The sequence below is a fragment of the Ensifer sp. ENS11 genome, from assembly GCF_014851895.1.
Taxonomy (GTDB): Bacteria; Pseudomonadota; Alphaproteobacteria; order Rhizobiales; family Rhizobiaceae; genus Ensifer; species Ensifer canadensis.
Window position 1 is genome coordinate 37,274 of sequence record NZ_JACVAN010000004.1, and the last position, 14,887, is coordinate 52,160.

Annotated in this window: 13 protein-coding genes and 1 riboswitch; of the genes, 11 read left to right on the forward strand and 2 right to left on the reverse strand. The window is 62.9% G+C overall.

Annotated features, from left to right (window positions below):
• Positions 1-155: 155 nt before the first annotated feature.
• Positions 156-372: riboswitch (cobalamin riboswitch) on the forward strand.
• Between the two features lie 107 nt (positions 373-479).
• From IB264_RS09440 to IB264_RS09480, 9 genes are all read left to right on the forward strand, one after another.
• The gene (locus tag IB264_RS09440) at positions 480-893 is read left to right on the forward strand and encodes a DUF1636 domain-containing protein (protein ID WP_025427445.1); all 414 of its coding nucleotides are present in this window, start codon (positions 480-482) and stop codon (positions 891-893) included.
• A gap of 22 nt (positions 894-915) precedes the next feature.
• Positions 916-1,722 carry an ABC transporter ATP-binding protein gene (locus IB264_RS09445; RefSeq protein ID WP_025427444.1) on the forward strand — a complete coding sequence of 269 codons (807 nt, stop codon included), beginning with the start codon at positions 916-918 and terminating at the stop codon, positions 1,720-1,722.
• A complete protein-coding gene (locus tag IB264_RS09450; RefSeq protein WP_025427443.1) occupies positions 1,719-2,672 on the forward strand; it encodes an ABC transporter substrate-binding protein in 954 nt (317 codons plus the stop codon). Before IB264_RS09445 ends, IB264_RS09450 begins: the two co-directional genes overlap by 4 nt.
• A gap of 75 nt (positions 2,673-2,747) precedes the next feature.
• Positions 2,748-3,752: an iron ABC transporter permease gene (locus IB264_RS09455; RefSeq protein WP_239637572.1), complete on the forward strand. Its 1,005-nt coding sequence runs from the start codon at positions 2,748-2,750 to the stop codon at positions 3,750-3,752.
• Between the two features lie 76 nt (positions 3,753-3,828).
• Positions 3,829-4,389 carry a DUF924 family protein gene (locus IB264_RS09460; protein WP_025427441.1) on the forward strand — a complete coding sequence of 187 codons (561 nt, stop codon included), beginning with the start codon at positions 3,829-3,831 and terminating at the stop codon, positions 4,387-4,389.
• Between the two features lie 137 nt (positions 4,390-4,526).
• A complete protein-coding gene (locus IB264_RS09465; protein WP_025427440.1) occupies positions 4,527-7,277 on the forward strand; it encodes a mechanosensitive ion channel domain-containing protein in 2,751 nt (916 codons plus the stop codon).
• Positions 7,278-7,445: 168 nt separating this feature from the next.
• Positions 7,446-7,709 (forward strand): hypothetical protein, encoded by a 264-nt coding sequence (locus IB264_RS09470; protein ID WP_025427439.1) that lies wholly within the window; start codon positions 7,446-7,448, stop codon positions 7,707-7,709.
• A gap of 467 nt (positions 7,710-8,176) precedes the next feature.
• Positions 8,177-9,796: a caspase domain-containing protein gene (locus IB264_RS09475; protein WP_025427438.1), complete on the forward strand. Its 1,620-nt coding sequence runs from the start codon at positions 8,177-8,179 to the stop codon at positions 9,794-9,796.
• An 85-nt stretch (positions 9,797-9,881) separates the two neighbouring features.
• Positions 9,882-10,586, forward strand: coding sequence for a peroxiredoxin-like family protein (locus tag IB264_RS09480; protein WP_025427437.1), 705 nt, complete (start codon positions 9,882-9,884; stop codon positions 10,584-10,586).
• Positions 10,587-10,634: 48 nt separating this feature from the next.
• On the opposite strand, the gene IB264_RS09485 is transcribed toward IB264_RS09480, so the two are convergent.
• Entirely contained in the window at positions 10,635-11,387 is a 753-nt protein-coding gene (locus IB264_RS09485; RefSeq protein WP_025427436.1) for a hypothetical protein, read from the reverse strand.
• 285 nt (positions 11,388-11,672) lie between these two features.
• Between IB264_RS09485 and IB264_RS09490 the strand changes: the two genes are divergently transcribed.
• Together IB264_RS09490 and IB264_RS09495 are read left to right on the forward strand one after the other, a co-directional pair.
• Complete coding sequence (locus tag IB264_RS09490; RefSeq protein WP_025427435.1) at positions 11,673-12,434, forward strand: MBL fold metallo-hydrolase; 762 nt, start codon at positions 11,673-11,675, stop codon at positions 12,432-12,434.
• A gap of 180 nt (positions 12,435-12,614) precedes the next feature.
• Positions 12,615-14,018 (forward strand): DUF1254 domain-containing protein, encoded by a 1,404-nt coding sequence (locus IB264_RS09495; RefSeq protein ID WP_025427434.1) that lies wholly within the window; start codon positions 12,615-12,617, stop codon positions 14,016-14,018.
• Between the two features lie 148 nt (positions 14,019-14,166).
• On the opposite strand, the gene IB264_RS09500 is transcribed toward IB264_RS09495, so the two are convergent.
• Complete coding sequence (locus IB264_RS09500) at positions 14,167-14,865, reverse strand: thioredoxin family protein (RefSeq protein ID WP_025427433.1); 699 nt, start codon at positions 14,863-14,865, stop codon at positions 14,167-14,169.
• Positions 14,866-14,887 lie beyond the last annotated feature (22 nt).

Genomic DNA, 14,887 nt, shown 5'->3' on the forward strand with positions numbered 1-14,887 from the left:
AAGGATACGCCCGTTGGTCGGTGCGGGCGAGTTGGTCAACATATTTTTGTGTTGAATAATGTTATGTTATCACATAACAAATGCGCATGAAAAAATGCGACATGTTGATAGGCCAAGGCCGTGCTGTCGCGGCGGTTGTCACCTCCGCCGAAGTGTGCGACGAAGGCTTTGATGGTGCTGCAACCGCGACAATGCGGAAGCGGCTGAAAAGGGAACACGGAGCGGACGACCCAAATGGGGCCGAAACCGTGGCTGCCCCCGCAACTGTGAGCGGAAAGCGCATTCACACCATGTCACTGGCGATCAGCCGGGAAGACGTGGATGCGCCGCGACCCGCGAGCCAGGAGACCTGCCATCGAACCGATCAACCACAACGGACGGGGTGTTCCGATGGAAAAGAACTGGTTTTTGCGCGACGGTCATCCGTCATCATGCCGCGTTGCCACATTCTCTCCGGACCAATCCGGAGGAGAAGAGACATGGCCAATCCGGTTTCCCGACAGCACACGATAACGGTCTGCACCGATTGCCGTTTCACCGGCGGCCCATGCCGTCCGGGAGCGGATCTGATCCAGCGGCTGAACCGCAGTATTGCCGCGCTCGGCGAGCCGCTCGACCGGGATTTCTCCATTACTGGGACGGTCTGCATGGCCGCGTGTACCAGGCCTTGCACCATCGCTTTCCAGGCAACCGGCAAGGCGACCTACCTCTTTGGCGATATCTCGCCCGAGGAGGATATCGATGATCTCGTCTCGTTCGCGACCACCTATGCCGGAAGGGGCGATGGCATGACGCGGGCGGCCGAGAGGCCGCGCGGGCTCAACGGCAAGACGCTGGCGCGCATCCCGGCAGCGATGCTGGTCTCCGAAGACATCGGCTGGCATTTCCAATGATGGCGCGGGGAGGGACGAGCCGATGAGCTGCACCGCGACAGGGGCCGGGCTTCGGGTCCACGCCCTGGATTGGGGACCGCGCCCGGACCTGCGGCTGGTCCGCGAGATCGACTTTGCCATTGCGCCCGGCAGCCGGCTTGCCATTCTCGGGCCGAACGGTGCCGGCAAGACCTCGCTGCTGCGCTGCCTCTATCGCTCGGCCCAGCCGATAGCGGGCGCAATCGAGGTCGATGGCGTCGACATCTGGGCGATGACGGCGCGCGAGGCGGCAAAGATCATTGCCGTCGTGCTGCAGGAAATGCCGAGCGACTTTCCCTTCAGCGTGCGCGACGTGGTGATGATGGGCCGCATCCCCCGGCGTGAGGGCATGAGCGGCTGGACCGCGAGGGACCGCGAGACGGTTGCGCACGCGCTCGAGCATCTCGATCTCACCCACCTTGCCGGGCGGCAATTCGCGACGCTTTCGGGCGGCGAGAAGCAGCGGGTGCTGATCGCCCGGGCGCTTGCCCAGCAGCCGCGCATCATCATTCTCGACGAGCCGACAAACCATCTCGATATCCGCCACCAGCTCGAAATTCTCGAGTTGTTGCAGACGCTGCAGCTGACGATCGTCACCACGCTGCACGACATCAACCTGGCAGCCGAGTTCGCGACCGATGTGGCGATCCTGACGGAGGGACGCATGACGGCCTTCGGCCCGCCCGAAGACGTGCTCAACCCACAAGCGCTTTCCGCCGCCTTCGGCGTCACCGCCACTGCCCACAACAATGCCGTTTCGAGCGGCGCACGCTTTTCCTTTTCACTTGCTCGACAGGAACTGATTTCATGAAGACCTTCATTGCCCATTCCGCCTTTGCCCTGCTGGTTCTGGCGGCAACGCCGGCGCTCGCCTATCCCGTGACCGTCAAGAGCTGCAACCGCGAGGTGACCTTCGATTCAGCACCGAAGCGCGCCGTTTCCAACGACGTCAACCTCACTGAAATGATGCTGGCTCTGAAATTGCAGGACCGCATGGTCGGCTATACCGGCGTATCCGGCTGGAAGACGCTGGACGAAAAGCTGCGCGAAGGCGTCAAGGCGCTGCCGGAGCTTTCGGAAAAATATCCGACCAAGGAAGTGCTGCTCAATGCCGACGCCGACTTCTACTTCGCCGGCTGGAACTACGGCATGAAGGTCGGGGGCGAGGTGACGCCGGAAACGCTCGAACCCTTCAAGATCAACGTCTATGAGCTGACCGAATCCTGCATTCACGTCATGGCCAAGGGCAAGCCTGTCATGGACGACATGTTCGTCGATATCCTCAATCTCGGCCGCATCTTCGGCGTCGAGGATCGGGCGCAGGCGCTGGTCGACGGTTATCGCCGCGATCTCGACAAGATCACTGCAGACACCGGCGGCATCGAACGCCCGACCCGCGTCTTCGTCTATGATTCCGGCGAGGAGAAGCCGTTCACGTCAGGCCGGTTCGGTATCCCGACGGCAATGATCGAGGCGGCGGGCGGCGTCAACGTCATGGACGACATCGAGAAGAGCTGGACCGAGATTTCCTGGGAGCCGGTGATCGACAAGAACCCTGAGGTGGTGGTGATCGTCAACTATGGCGAGGTCACCGCCGAGCAGAAGATCGCCTTCATGAAGAGCAACCCCGCCTTCAAGAACATCGATGCCGTCAGGAATGACCGCTTCGTCGTGCTCGATTATGTCGAGGCGACACCGGGTCCACGCAACATCGATGCCATTGCGCGCCTTGCCAGGGCCTTTCACGGGCAGGCGATGTAACCGAGGCGGCCTGCGGGAGCATGCCGTTTCGCATGCTCCCGCCTTTCCATTCCAATAATTGACCAGGGACGGACTGTGAAAACCACGACCGCCATTCTCGCGGCGCTGCTGTTGCTGTGCCTGACGATCACTGCCGCCGTCTCATGGGGTTCAGCGCCCATCCCGGTCTCGACCGTCTGGTCGATCATCGCCTCGAAGCTGTCGCCCGGCAGCGTCGACGTCGTCTGGTCGGCGGGGCGCGAAAGCATTGTCTGGGACGTGCGCCTGCCGCGTGTCGTGCTTGCCGGGCTGGTTGGAGCCGGGCTGGCCTTGACCGGCGCCGTGCTGCAGGCGGTTACCCGCAATCCGCTTGCCGATCCGCATCTGCTCGGTGTGTCCTCCGGCGGCGCGCTCGGCGCGATCATCGCGCTACTGCACACCGGACTCATTCTCGGCCTTGCCACGGTGCCGCTGTTTGCCTTTGCCGGCGCGCTGGCTGCGACCGCACTTGTTGCGCTCGTGACAAGGGTGCTCGGCACCAATGCCGACCGGCTGGTGCTATCAGGCGTGGCCGTTGCCTTCACCTTGACGTCTGTCGGCAACCTGATGATTTTCCTCGGGGATCCAAGGGCGGTGCATACGGTGATTTTCTGGATGCTCGGCGGTCTCGGGCTCGCGCAATGGCCGCATCTTGTCTATCCCGCGGTGGTGCTGACAGCCTGCCTCGGCTACCTCGTGCTGAGGGCGCGCGAGATCAATGCGCTTGCCATGGGCGACGAGACGGCAACGACGCTCGGCATTCCCGTTCGCCGGTTCCGCCTCGTCCTCTTCGTCGTCACCGCACTTCTGACCGGGGTCATGGTCGCTTTTTCCGGCGCGATCGGCTTTGTCGGCCTGATGGTGCCGCATTTCGTGCGGCTGTTTGCCGGCAGCGACAATGTCCGGGTCATCCCGCTTTCGGCCTTCGTCGGGGCGCTGGTGCTGATCTGGGCGGACCTCTTTTCCCGCGTCGTCATGGCGCCCGAGGATATGCCGATCGGCGTCATCACCGGGCTTGTCGGCGGCATGGCTTTTATTGCCATTTTGAAGCGTCGCGCGTAAGCCAGCGGCATGGACACGGTGCGATTGCCGCCTATCTGATAGGTCGACCGTCCCCACGGCATGACATGAGGAGCGAATGACCCATCAAGCTGAGGCCTGCACCCCGGATGAAGTGCTGAAATTCTGGTTCGAGGAACTGTCGCTCGACCACTGGTTCAAGCCGTCGCGCGAGCTGGACGAACATTGCTTCCTGCGCTTCCAGGCGTCGCACCTCGCCCTTGCCAGGGAGATCGGCGACATCTGGCGGGCGACGCCGGAAAACCGGCTGGCGGCAATCGTGCTTCTCGATCAGTTGCCGCGCAACATGTATCGGGGGACGCCGCTTGCCTTTGCGACCGACGGCCTGGCGCTCCGGGAAGCCAAGCTCGCCGTCGGCGCCGGCGCCGACATGGCGGTCCGGCCGGAGTGGCGGGCGTTCTTCTACATGCCGTTCGAGCACTCGGAGAACCTGACGGATCAGACGATGGCGGTGAAGCTTTTCACCGAGCTCGGCGATCCCATGTATATCGATTATGCAATCCGGCACCGGGAGGTGATCGAGACCTATGGTCGCTTCCCGCACCGCAACGCCTTCGTCGGTCGGACGTCGACGGCGGCGGAACTGACCTATCTGGCGCAGCCGGGCGCAGGATTCTGACAGTTTTACGGGCTGTGAAGGCATGTTTTACCGTGTCTTTGCATCTTTCCGCCGTCTTTCGTATTCAAACCGCATTGTGACGGCTGCCGGGGCGATTCCGCATCCGGGCGAGGTCTGGGCTTCCGAGGGTTTTGAAATTGCATTTCGTGGCAAAGTTGTTCGCTGTTTCTGTCTGCCTGCTGTCGCTGGCCGGTGCCGGCACTGTCGTGGCGCAAAACGCCCAACCGGTGCAGACGACGACGCAACCCGGCGAGAAGCCCGCTCAAGCTCCGGCAGTGCCTGCCGAGGGCGGCGCGCAGCCTGCCCAGAACACACAACCGGCCGCCGACGGCAAGGCGCAGCCGGCAGCGAACGTGCAGCAGCCTGCAGCGGGTGCTGCCCAACCGGCGCAAAACGCCGCGACGCCAGCGCAGCCGACCGACGCAGCCGTTGCTGCCGAAGCCGGCCAGAGCCAGACGGCGGAGCAACTGGCTCACGCCGGCAAGGAACTGGCGCGGCTGAGGGACCTCATTGCCAAGGCCAGTGACGACGACATTGCGCTTGCCGAGCTCAAGGTGCAGGTCGATGCCGTCGCCAAGCAGATCATCTCGACCTCGATCGCCACGCGTCCGCGGCTGGACGAGATCAAGGCGCGGCTGACCGAACTCGGCGATCCACCGGGCGCGGGGCAGCCACCGGAAGCCGATATCGTCACGGCCGAGCGCAAGCGGCTGCTTGCCGAACGCGGCGAGATCAATGCGCTGACGGGGGAGGCCGAGGGCCTTTCGGTCCAGGCGACGAAACTGTCGAACGGCATCACGGCGACGCGACGCGCGCTGTTTTCCAACACGCTGTTGAAGAACACCGACGTTTCGGTCGAAATGTTCGACGAGGCGCTGTCGGCAACGGCCAATGAAACCAAGGTGCTGTCGCGCAGCACGATGAGCTGGCTGACCTTCGTCTGGAAATACAAGCGGATTCCCTTGCTGACCGCGATCTTCCTGTCGATCTGTGCCGCACTCGTCTTCCTCGTCGGCAGTAACAAGCTGTTTTCACCCTATATCCACCACGACAAGTCGGACGAGGAGCCGAGCTATTTCCGGCGTCTGTCGGTTGCCTTCTGGTCGACATTCATTCCGACCATTTCGACAGGCGCCTTTGCGCTGTCGAGCTTCTTCTTCCTGCACAGTTTCAACGTGCTGCGTTCGGATATCACGCCGATCATCGCGATTGCGCTTGCGGTCACGGTGGTCGGGTTCTTCGTGACCACGCTCGCCAATGCGGTGCTGTCGCCGTCGGACTCGCGCTGGCGCCTCGTGCGCGTGTCGGATCGCGGCGCCAAGGTGCTTTTGGTCACCATCTTCGCCATGGCGCTGGTCAACGGCCTTGACTACATGTTCGGCGGCGTCAGCGAAGCGCTCGGCTCGCCGGTCGTGCTGACGGTGGTGAAGAGCTTCACCGCCTCTGTCATCATCGGTCTGATCATCATTGCTTCGGCCTGGATCAAGCCGACGCTCAAGCACGATGAGCCTTTCGATGCGCCGGGTCGCCCGTGGCCGCGCCTGGTCTCCATCGTTCTGATCCTGACTGGCGCGTCGCTCATCATCGCCGCCGCTACCGGCTATGTCGGCCTGTCCCGCTTCATCGCCACGCAGATCATCATTACAGGCGCGATCCTGGTGATGATGTATATCGGCTTCCTCACCGGCAAGGCGGTCTCGCGCCAGGGGGCGTTCGCCGAAACGGCAGCGGGGCGCTATCTCGAGCGCCGCTTCAAACTTGAACAGGTCGGGCTCGATCAGGTGGGCCTGGTGGCAGGCCTCAGCATTTACGCGCTGGTGACCCTGTTCTTCATTCCGCTGATCCTGCTGCAATGGGGCTTCCAGGTCGCCGACATCGAATCCTGGACCTATCGCGCCATCACCGAGATCAAGATCGGCACCATCACCATCTCGCTCATGGGCATCATGGCGGGCATCCTGTTCTTCATTCTTGGTTACATCGTCACCCGCTGGGTGCAGCGCTGGATCGACGGCAACATCATGGCGCGCAGCCGGGTGGATGCGGGCGTCAGAAACTCTATCCGCACCGGCATCGGCTATATCGGCGTTGGGCTCGCGTGCCTGATCGGCCTTTCGGCTGCCGGTATCGACCTTTCCAATCTCGCGCTCGTCGCCGGTGCCCTCTCGCTCGGCGTCGGTTTCGGTCTGCAGAACATCGTTTCGAACTTCGTCTCGGGCCTCATTCTCCTGGTCGAGCGTCCGTTCAAGGTCGGCGACTGGATCGTCAGCGGCACGACGGAAGGCTTCGTCAAGCGCATCTCGGTGCGCGCCACCGAGATCGAGACCTTCCAGCACCAGTCGATCATGATGCCGAACTCGCTGCTGATCAACGCGTCGGTCGGCAACTGGACGCACCGCAACAAGCTCGGCCGTTCGGAAATCGCCGTCACCGTCACCTATGCCAGCGAGCCCCGGCGGATCATGGATCTCTTGGCCGAGATTGCCGCCGCCCATCCGATGGTGCTGAAGAACCCGTCGCCAAGCGTCGGCTTCACCTCCTTTGGCGATGACCGCATGACCTTCGAACTCCGGATCTACGTGGCCGATGTGTTGACCGGCGGCGGCGTGCGCAACGATCTGCGTGTGGCCATCTACGAGCGCTTCCGCGACGAGGGCATCGGTGCACCGTTCCCCTTGAAGATCGAGGACGTGCCGATCGAAGATCAGACCGGCATCGAGAGCCACGAGCCGGAAACCGTCGGCGAGCCAAAGGGCGCAACGTCGGCCGAGGCGAGGGCCACAGCCTCGAAAAAGGAAACCGCTTCCGCGGCGCCGCTTGACGAGGAAAATGAAGAGGAAGGCGGCAAGCGCCGCGCTTCCAGCCGCCGCTCAAACCCCAACCGCTGATAAACGGAGCGTTCAGCCGCTATTCAGCCTGCCCGCGATAAAAAGCATGCAATTCTTCTTTTGACGGTCTAGGCTGTCATGGGCTGAAGAGGTGGCCGGAGCCACCGTCGCTTATCCGACGGGGCGGACGGCTGTGCAAAAGGGCGGCGCCGCGGGCGTCGATGGGCGATGAAGACATTTGTGATTGCTTTGCTTTCCGGCGTGCTGGCGGCAGGGGCGGTTTCGGCCGCGACTGTCACGAACAAGGATGGCGAGACTGCTGTTCTGGTTGTCGTCGAGGGCGAAAGCCGCATGGAAGTGGCGATCAGCGCCGGCGCCACCGAGATGATCTGCCCCAGCGGCTGCTTCGTCACCACGCCGAGCGGCGACCGTATCGGCCTGCAGGGCGACGAGAATGTCGAGATCGTCAACGGTTCGGCGATCGTCAAGTAAGCGCAGCTCTTCAAACGGAATTCGAAACGGCGTCGGGATCACCCGGCGCCGTTTTCCGTTTCACGACATCGCGCCAGATGCATCGGTGCGCGACCTCGCCGGCAAAAGCGGCCTGCGCGCAGCCCTAAACCGAAGGGGTGAGGACGCGCTAATCCCATTTGGCAATTGAATGAAATGCGGCGATCGCCCGTTATTCCAGAGACGAAGCGTCCACAAGGTTTCGCGCAGACCGGGTGACGCAAGGGCGGGTCGGCGGCATTGACAGGGCCGGCAATGGATCGCACCCTTGCGACAACAGGCGCTGTGCGGCGGCGGGGCAGGCGAGTTAAGACAGCGCCGCGCGTCTTATCAGACGCGCAAAGGTCGCTGTAGCGCTTTGAATTGCTGCAGGTTTTATCCCTAAATCGACAACGATTTAAGGACACGTGCAGCGGGGGGCATGCATGGGCATGCCCGGGGGGTATGGCATGCATTGGCTTCGCATCGTCATCGCGGTCTTCCTGGTGCTGATATGTTCGCAGGCGCTTGCCGAAAGGCGGGTGGCGCTGGTCATCGGTAACTCGGCCTACCAATATGTGCCAGAGCTTCCCAACCCCGACAACGACGCAGGCGACATGGCCGCCAAGCTTGAAGCGCTGGGATTCGAGGTCGTCGTCGGTCGCGATCTTGATCTTGCCGGCGTGCGCAACACGATCCGCGACTTCGTCGGCAAGCTCGACGGTGCGGACCTCGCGCTGTTCTACTATGCCGGCCACGGCCTGCAGGTGAACGGCGAGAACTATATCGCTCCCATCGACGCCAAGCTTCTCTCCTATATCGACCTTGAATTCGAGGCGGTACCGATGAACCTGATCCTTTCGGCGATGGAGCGCGAGACGCGGGTCAATCTGGTGTTCCTCGATGCCTGCCGCGACAATCCGCTGGCAGTCAATCTTGCCCGCTCGATGGGCACGCGCTCCAGCTCGATCGGCCGGGGGCTGGCGAAGGTCGGTACCGGCATCGGCTCGCTGATCGCCTTTGCCACCCAGCCCGGCAACGTTGCGCTCGACGGCGCCGGGCGCAACTCACCGTTCACGGCGGCGCTGCTGCGCCACCTCGGCAAGCCCGGACGCGACATCACCCGTGAGCTGATCGACGTGCGCCGTGACGTGCTGGAGGCGACCGATGGCAAGCAGGTGCCCTGGGACAATTCCTCGCTGACCGGCGAGGTGGTGCTGAAGCCATCGACATCGACGGAGCCTGCGGCGTCGGCCGGCGGCGACAAGGGCGACAACGCCGCCGAGCTTGCCTATTGGGACACGATCAAGGGATCGAGCGACCGAGACCTGTTCGACGCCTATCTGCAGCAATATCCTGGTGGTGCCTTCGTCTCGCTGGCGAAGGCGAAAATCAGGATCATCGAGCGTGCGGCGGCCGACGTTGCGGCTGCGCAGCTGGAAGCCGAGGGGGCGAAACAGCAAGCACCGCCTGTCGGGGGGCTGCCCACCGCAACGGAGCAGGTGGCTGCATTGACCCAGCCGCTGGCCAACCAAACCCCGACGCTTGAAACCGCCTCGCCCGACCGGGAGCTGGTGCGCTCGATCCAGAAGGAGTTGAACCGCGTCGGCTGCCGCGCCGGCAGCGAAGACGGGCTCTGGGGTCTCGGAAGCCGCAGGGCGCTGGAGCAGTTCGCCAAACTGATCAAGGTCGAGCTTGCGGCCCTTGAGCCGTCTGATGGCGTGCTGGAACGATTGCGGTCGCAGAAGGCGCGGATCTGCCCGCTCGTCTGCGCCCAGAACCAGCAGCTGAAGAGCGGCCGCTGCGTCGATATCAAGCGCGAGGCGAAGCTGCCGGAGCCGGCGAAGACGCGCAGCACCGACGAGACGCCGACCAGGAAAGCGCCATCGAACACCATTACGGCGCCTGACGACGCCAAGAAAAAGAGTTTTGCCAACTGCCCGGCCAGTGCCCAGCTCGCAGCCCGCCAGACCCTGGAGCGCGGCACGGGGCGCGGACGCACGATGAGATCCGCCATGCATTCCTGCGGCCGCACCTTCGTGTGCCACCGCGCCGCCCGCGGGCAGCCCTGGGACTGCAGCTGGCGGTGACAGGGCCGCGGCATGGCGACCGACCGGAACGGCGTCGCGGCCACACAACAGCGTGATCTTCGGACCCAGATGGAGGATAGTCAGCATGAGCCAAGCGATCCGCGCACTGCAACCGGGCGAGCCTGCTCCGGCCTTCTCGCTACCCGCCGCCAACGTCGGGGGCGTGGTTTCGCTCGCGGACCTGCGCGGACGCCCGTTTCTGATCGGGCTGTTTCGCGGCCTGCATTGCCCGTTCTGCCGGCGCCAGCTGCGGCAATTTTCCGCGCTCCAGCCCGCCTTGCGCGAGGCGGGCGTCGAGACACTGGCCGTGATCAACACGCCGCTCGAGCGGGCAAGGCTCTATCTCCAGTTTCAGCCGACGCCGGTGACGGTGTTGTGCGATCCGGAGTGCCGCACGCATCGTGACTTCGGCGTGCCGCGCGTGGTCTTCGCCCCGGCCGACGGTGAGGAAAAGAAGCAATGGCCCTTTCACGCCAGCTTCGAACAGTTTGCCGCAGCGCGCATCAATCCGAACGACGAGATGGCCGAGCCGGCACACCCGATGGAGGCCAATACCGTGCTCAACACCAAGGATGGCTTCGAGCTGAATGACGTCGACCGGTCCATCTTCGAGAACCATGGCACCCAGCTTGTCGGCCATTTCCTTGTCGATGGGTCAGGCCATATTGCCTGGGCCGAGGTCGAGGCACGCAACGGCCCCGAGGGCCTTGGAACCTTGCCGACCGCCGAGCAGATCATTGCCGCCGCAGGAGATGTGGCGGTTTCCTCCGCCAACCAGGGGCCGCGATGATGGATGCTGCCGTGGCGAAATCAACCGCGCTCCTGCATGCGTGATGTTTCAGTCGCGCCGAAGACCGAAGCTTGTTGTTGCGCCGCGCTGGGGCTGGCCTGTCTCGGCCGGTCCGCCCGTGTGTTTTCGGCTGGCGTAGATGAGATAGACCGAGGCAGCGATGAACAGCGACAGCGGCAGGCCGGGATAAAGGGTGAAACGGTGCAGGTAGACCTTGGCCCAGGTCAGCGCACCGTAGAGACCAAAGCCATGCAGGCCAAAGAAAAATGGCCACAGCATTATCGCAAGCCCGAGCAGGCCGTACGCCATCATGAGAACGAGCAGGGTGGACCAGACGCGATACGCGGCGGCGTGGCCCTCGTTCATCGGACCGCTTGGTGCGCGTGCAAGACTCAGCGTGATGATGGCAATGACCGCGCTCAGGAGCGAAGTGGGTAATTGCGGGCCGGCGAAGCCGAAAAAGAAAGCGACGCCCCAGTGCGCCCCGAAAATGAGCGCAAAGGGAAGATCGGACAGGGCAAGCAGGACGATGTAGATGCCGATCTTGCCCGGCATGCCGACTACCTTGCTCCGGGCGATCGAGATGCGTGCAAGCGACGCTGCGAAGGTCAGGTAGATGATCGGCTTCAAATAGACGCCAAGCACCACGGCGAAGGCGCCGGCAGCATCAGTTCTGGCGGCGCCGTTCATATGGACCAGGGCATACACGATAAACGGAAATGCCAGGGTGACGACGACGAAAAGGCCAAAACGCCATGCCCATGCCCGCGCGTAGGCTCCGCCGCTAATGACGTTTTCCACGATGTCTCTCCCGATTGCTCGTGCTTGTCGCCACGTTTGGCGATAGGTCGTTAAAGTTCTGCTCGGTAGAACAATGCAACTTTAGGGATTGTCTCCTTTGGCGGTGGTAATTGCGAACGCGGGCAGTTCCCGCGGTCGGCGCTCCCAGCCCCATCCGCGTCGTCGGGACCACGCCGCGTGTCCGGCTCGCCCGGCCGTGGTCGCATTTCGGGGCTTGATTTTGTCGCCGCAATCGTAACCATCCGGCGACCGTCAAACACCTGATGTCGCCAGAGGATGCGCCCCATGAAACTGCAGCTGATCCGCAACGCCACCTTGAAGCTCGACTATGCCGGCCGCACGGTGCTGATCGATCCCTATCTGGCGCCGAAACACAGCCTGCCGTCCTTTGCCAACCGGTCCGAGAACCCGATGGTCGAGCTGCCGGTGTCGATCGAGGCGATCCTTGATGGCGTGGAACTGGTCATCGTTTCGCACCTGCATTCCGACCATTTCGACGATGTGGCCAAGGAACGGCTGCCGAAGCATCTGCCGATCTTCTGTCAGCCTGGCGATGAAGGCGAGATCCGCGCCGCGGGCTTTACCGACGTGATCCCGCTTGTCGACCGCGCCAGCTGGCAGGGGCTGACGCTGACGCGGCGCGAAGGCAGCCACGGCCTTGGGGCCGTCGTCGAGCTGATGGGCTCGGTCATGGGCTTCACGCTTGAAGCTGCGGGCGAACCGTCGATCTACTGGGCCGGCGACACCGTGCTCTATCCGCCGGTGGCAAGCGTGATCGCCGAGACGAAGCCCGACATCATCGTCACCCATTCCTGCGGTGCCCGCTGGGACGGCGACCTCATCGTCATGGATGCGCAGGAAACCGTTGCCGTCTGCGAAACATCCGGCGATGCCGTGGTCGTCGCCACGCATATGGAGGCGCTCGACCACGCCACGATCACCCGGCATGACCTGCGCGAAGCTGCTGATAACAGCGGGATTTCGGCGATGAAGCTGCGAATCCCGGCCGATGGTGATGTCCTGGTTCTTGAAGGGGCTGCGACATAATTTCGAGCGCGGGCGCCATCGCGAGTCATGCTGGCCCTCAGCGGAAAGGCGGCTCTCGCATTCGCAGACGGCTGCCGCCGTCTAACTCCGCTCTCGCGTCTGCATTTACAGTAACGCACTTACGTCTGCGATCGATTCGGACAATGCTGTAGCTCCACGGCCAATTGGCAGGAGGGCAGCATGAGGCGGTTGTTTTTTGCGGCGATGGCTCTGGCGGCGATGTCGTCGGCCGCCGCAGCACTTTCACCCGATGAACTCGCACGGCGGACGATCGAGCGTCGTGCGGTGGAGGCAGTGATCTGGGGCATGCCAGCGGTCAATTATGATCTGATGCTCCAGGAAATGCTCACCAAGACCAAGGGCAAGGTCAACGAGATCGTCTACTGGTCCCGTCCGCTCGATTGGCAAAATCAGACGCTGACGCCCAACCCGGATGCGATCTATCTGATGACCTTCACCGATACCCGTGATGTCGGGCCGGTGGTCATCGAGGTGCCCCCTGCCGAGGGTGGATCGATCAACGGCAACATTGTCGATGTGTGGCAGATGCCCCTGGAGGATGCCGGTCCGTCCGGCGCCGACCAGGGCGAGGGCGGAAAGTACCTCGTTCTGCCGCCGGGCTATGTCGGGACGATCCCCGAAGGCTACATACCACTGAAGTCGAATACCTATGGCGGTTATGCGCTGTTGCGGTCCAACCTCGCCAGCCACGCCGACGCTGATATCGAAAAGTCCGTGGCCTACGCCAAGAGGCTGAAGGTCTATCCGCTGTCCCAGGCGGCATCTCCGCCGGAGACGGTGTTTACCGATGCCAGGGACGTGCTGTTCGACAGTACCATCCGCTACGATGTCAGCTTCTTCCAGTCGCTCGATCGCATTGTCCAGAGCGAACCATGGCTGGCGCGGGACCGGGCGATGATCGATCAGCTGCGGTCTCTCGGCATCGAGAAGGGAAAGCCGTTCAGGCCGGAAGCCACGACCACCGAGGCGCTCGCGGTAGGAATAGAGGAGGCCCGCGAATGGCTCGAGTTGAAATACGATGCCGGCTTGAAACCCTTCTATGACAAAGGACGCTGGAATTTCCCGGCCGACCCGGAGCTCGTCAAGGCGGCGCAGGCGTCGTACGATGAGCCGGATGCCTATCCCGTCGATATTCGCGGCGTCACCTACAGCTATGCCTATGTCGGCATCAAGCGCCTGGGGGCGGGGCAGTTCTACCTTATTGCCATCAAGGACAAGGACGGCCAGGCTTTCGAGGGGTCGAAGACCTACCGGCTGACGGTACCGGCCAATGTCCCGGTCGAGCAATACTGGTCGCTGACCGCCTACGATCGCCAGACCCACGCGCTGATCCGCAATATGCCGCACGCCAGCCGTTCCTCGCAGGTCGCCGAACTGCAGAAGAATGCCGACGGCTCGGTCGATATCTACCTTGGTCCGAAAGCTCCTGATGGAAAAGAGTCGAATTGGATCCCGACCGATTCGCAGCGCGACTTCGAACTTATGTTCCGCCTCTACGCGCCGACAAAGGCCTTGTTCGAAAAGACGTGGGTGCTGCCGGACGTCGAGCCGGTACGCGAATGATCCGGGATCGGTAACCGGGGCAGCCGTCATGTGGCTGCGCGTCGTGTGCCCCTTGCGGTGGAGAACTCGCGCGTCGCACCACACGCCGCGATAGGTGGCGACCGGCTGCACTGCGGCCGGTCACCTTGCCTCGGTATTGATCGTGGCCTCAGTACTGGTCGCAGCGGCGCACCCATTCCATCGGGTAATTCAAGCTGTCCTCGTCGCGGCCCTTGGGTACGAGGTCGAGGAAATGGTAGGCGCCGTTCAGCATCTCGACGCCGCGCGAGTAGCAGGAATAGGTGTGGAACAGCTCGTTCCTGTCGTCCCTGTAGAATACGCTGATGCCCACCTGTTCCGACACGGTGCTCGGCTGGATCTTGTAGTTGTAGTAGGCCTCGCCCTTGGCGAGCTGTTCGGGCGTCCGGGATGCCTGATAGTCGAAGTTGAAGTCGCTGCCGAAGGATGACACCCATGGGAAGCTCCAGCCCAGCCGCTTCCTGTAAGCCTCGATCTGGGTGAGCGGTGCGCGCGATACGGCGGTGAAGGTCACGTCGCGATGGTTGAGATGAACCGGGATGCCGTTGAAATTGTCGGCCCAGAACGAGCAGTGCTTGCAGCCTTCCTGCCAGTCGGGACCAAGCATGAAGTGGTAGACGATCAGCTGCGAGCGGCCGTCGAAGAGATCGGTGAGCGACAGGGCGCCGTTCGGCCCGTCGAACTGGTAGGATTTTTCCACGCGCTCCCAGGGCATTTCCATGCGGCGGCGCGTCAGCGCCTCCCGTTGACGGGAGAATTCCTTTTCGGCGGCAAGCAGGTCCAGGCGCGCCTTCAGCCACGCCTCGGGTGAAACGATTTCGTTCTGCATCGTGGTCTCCTTGGTGTTGAGA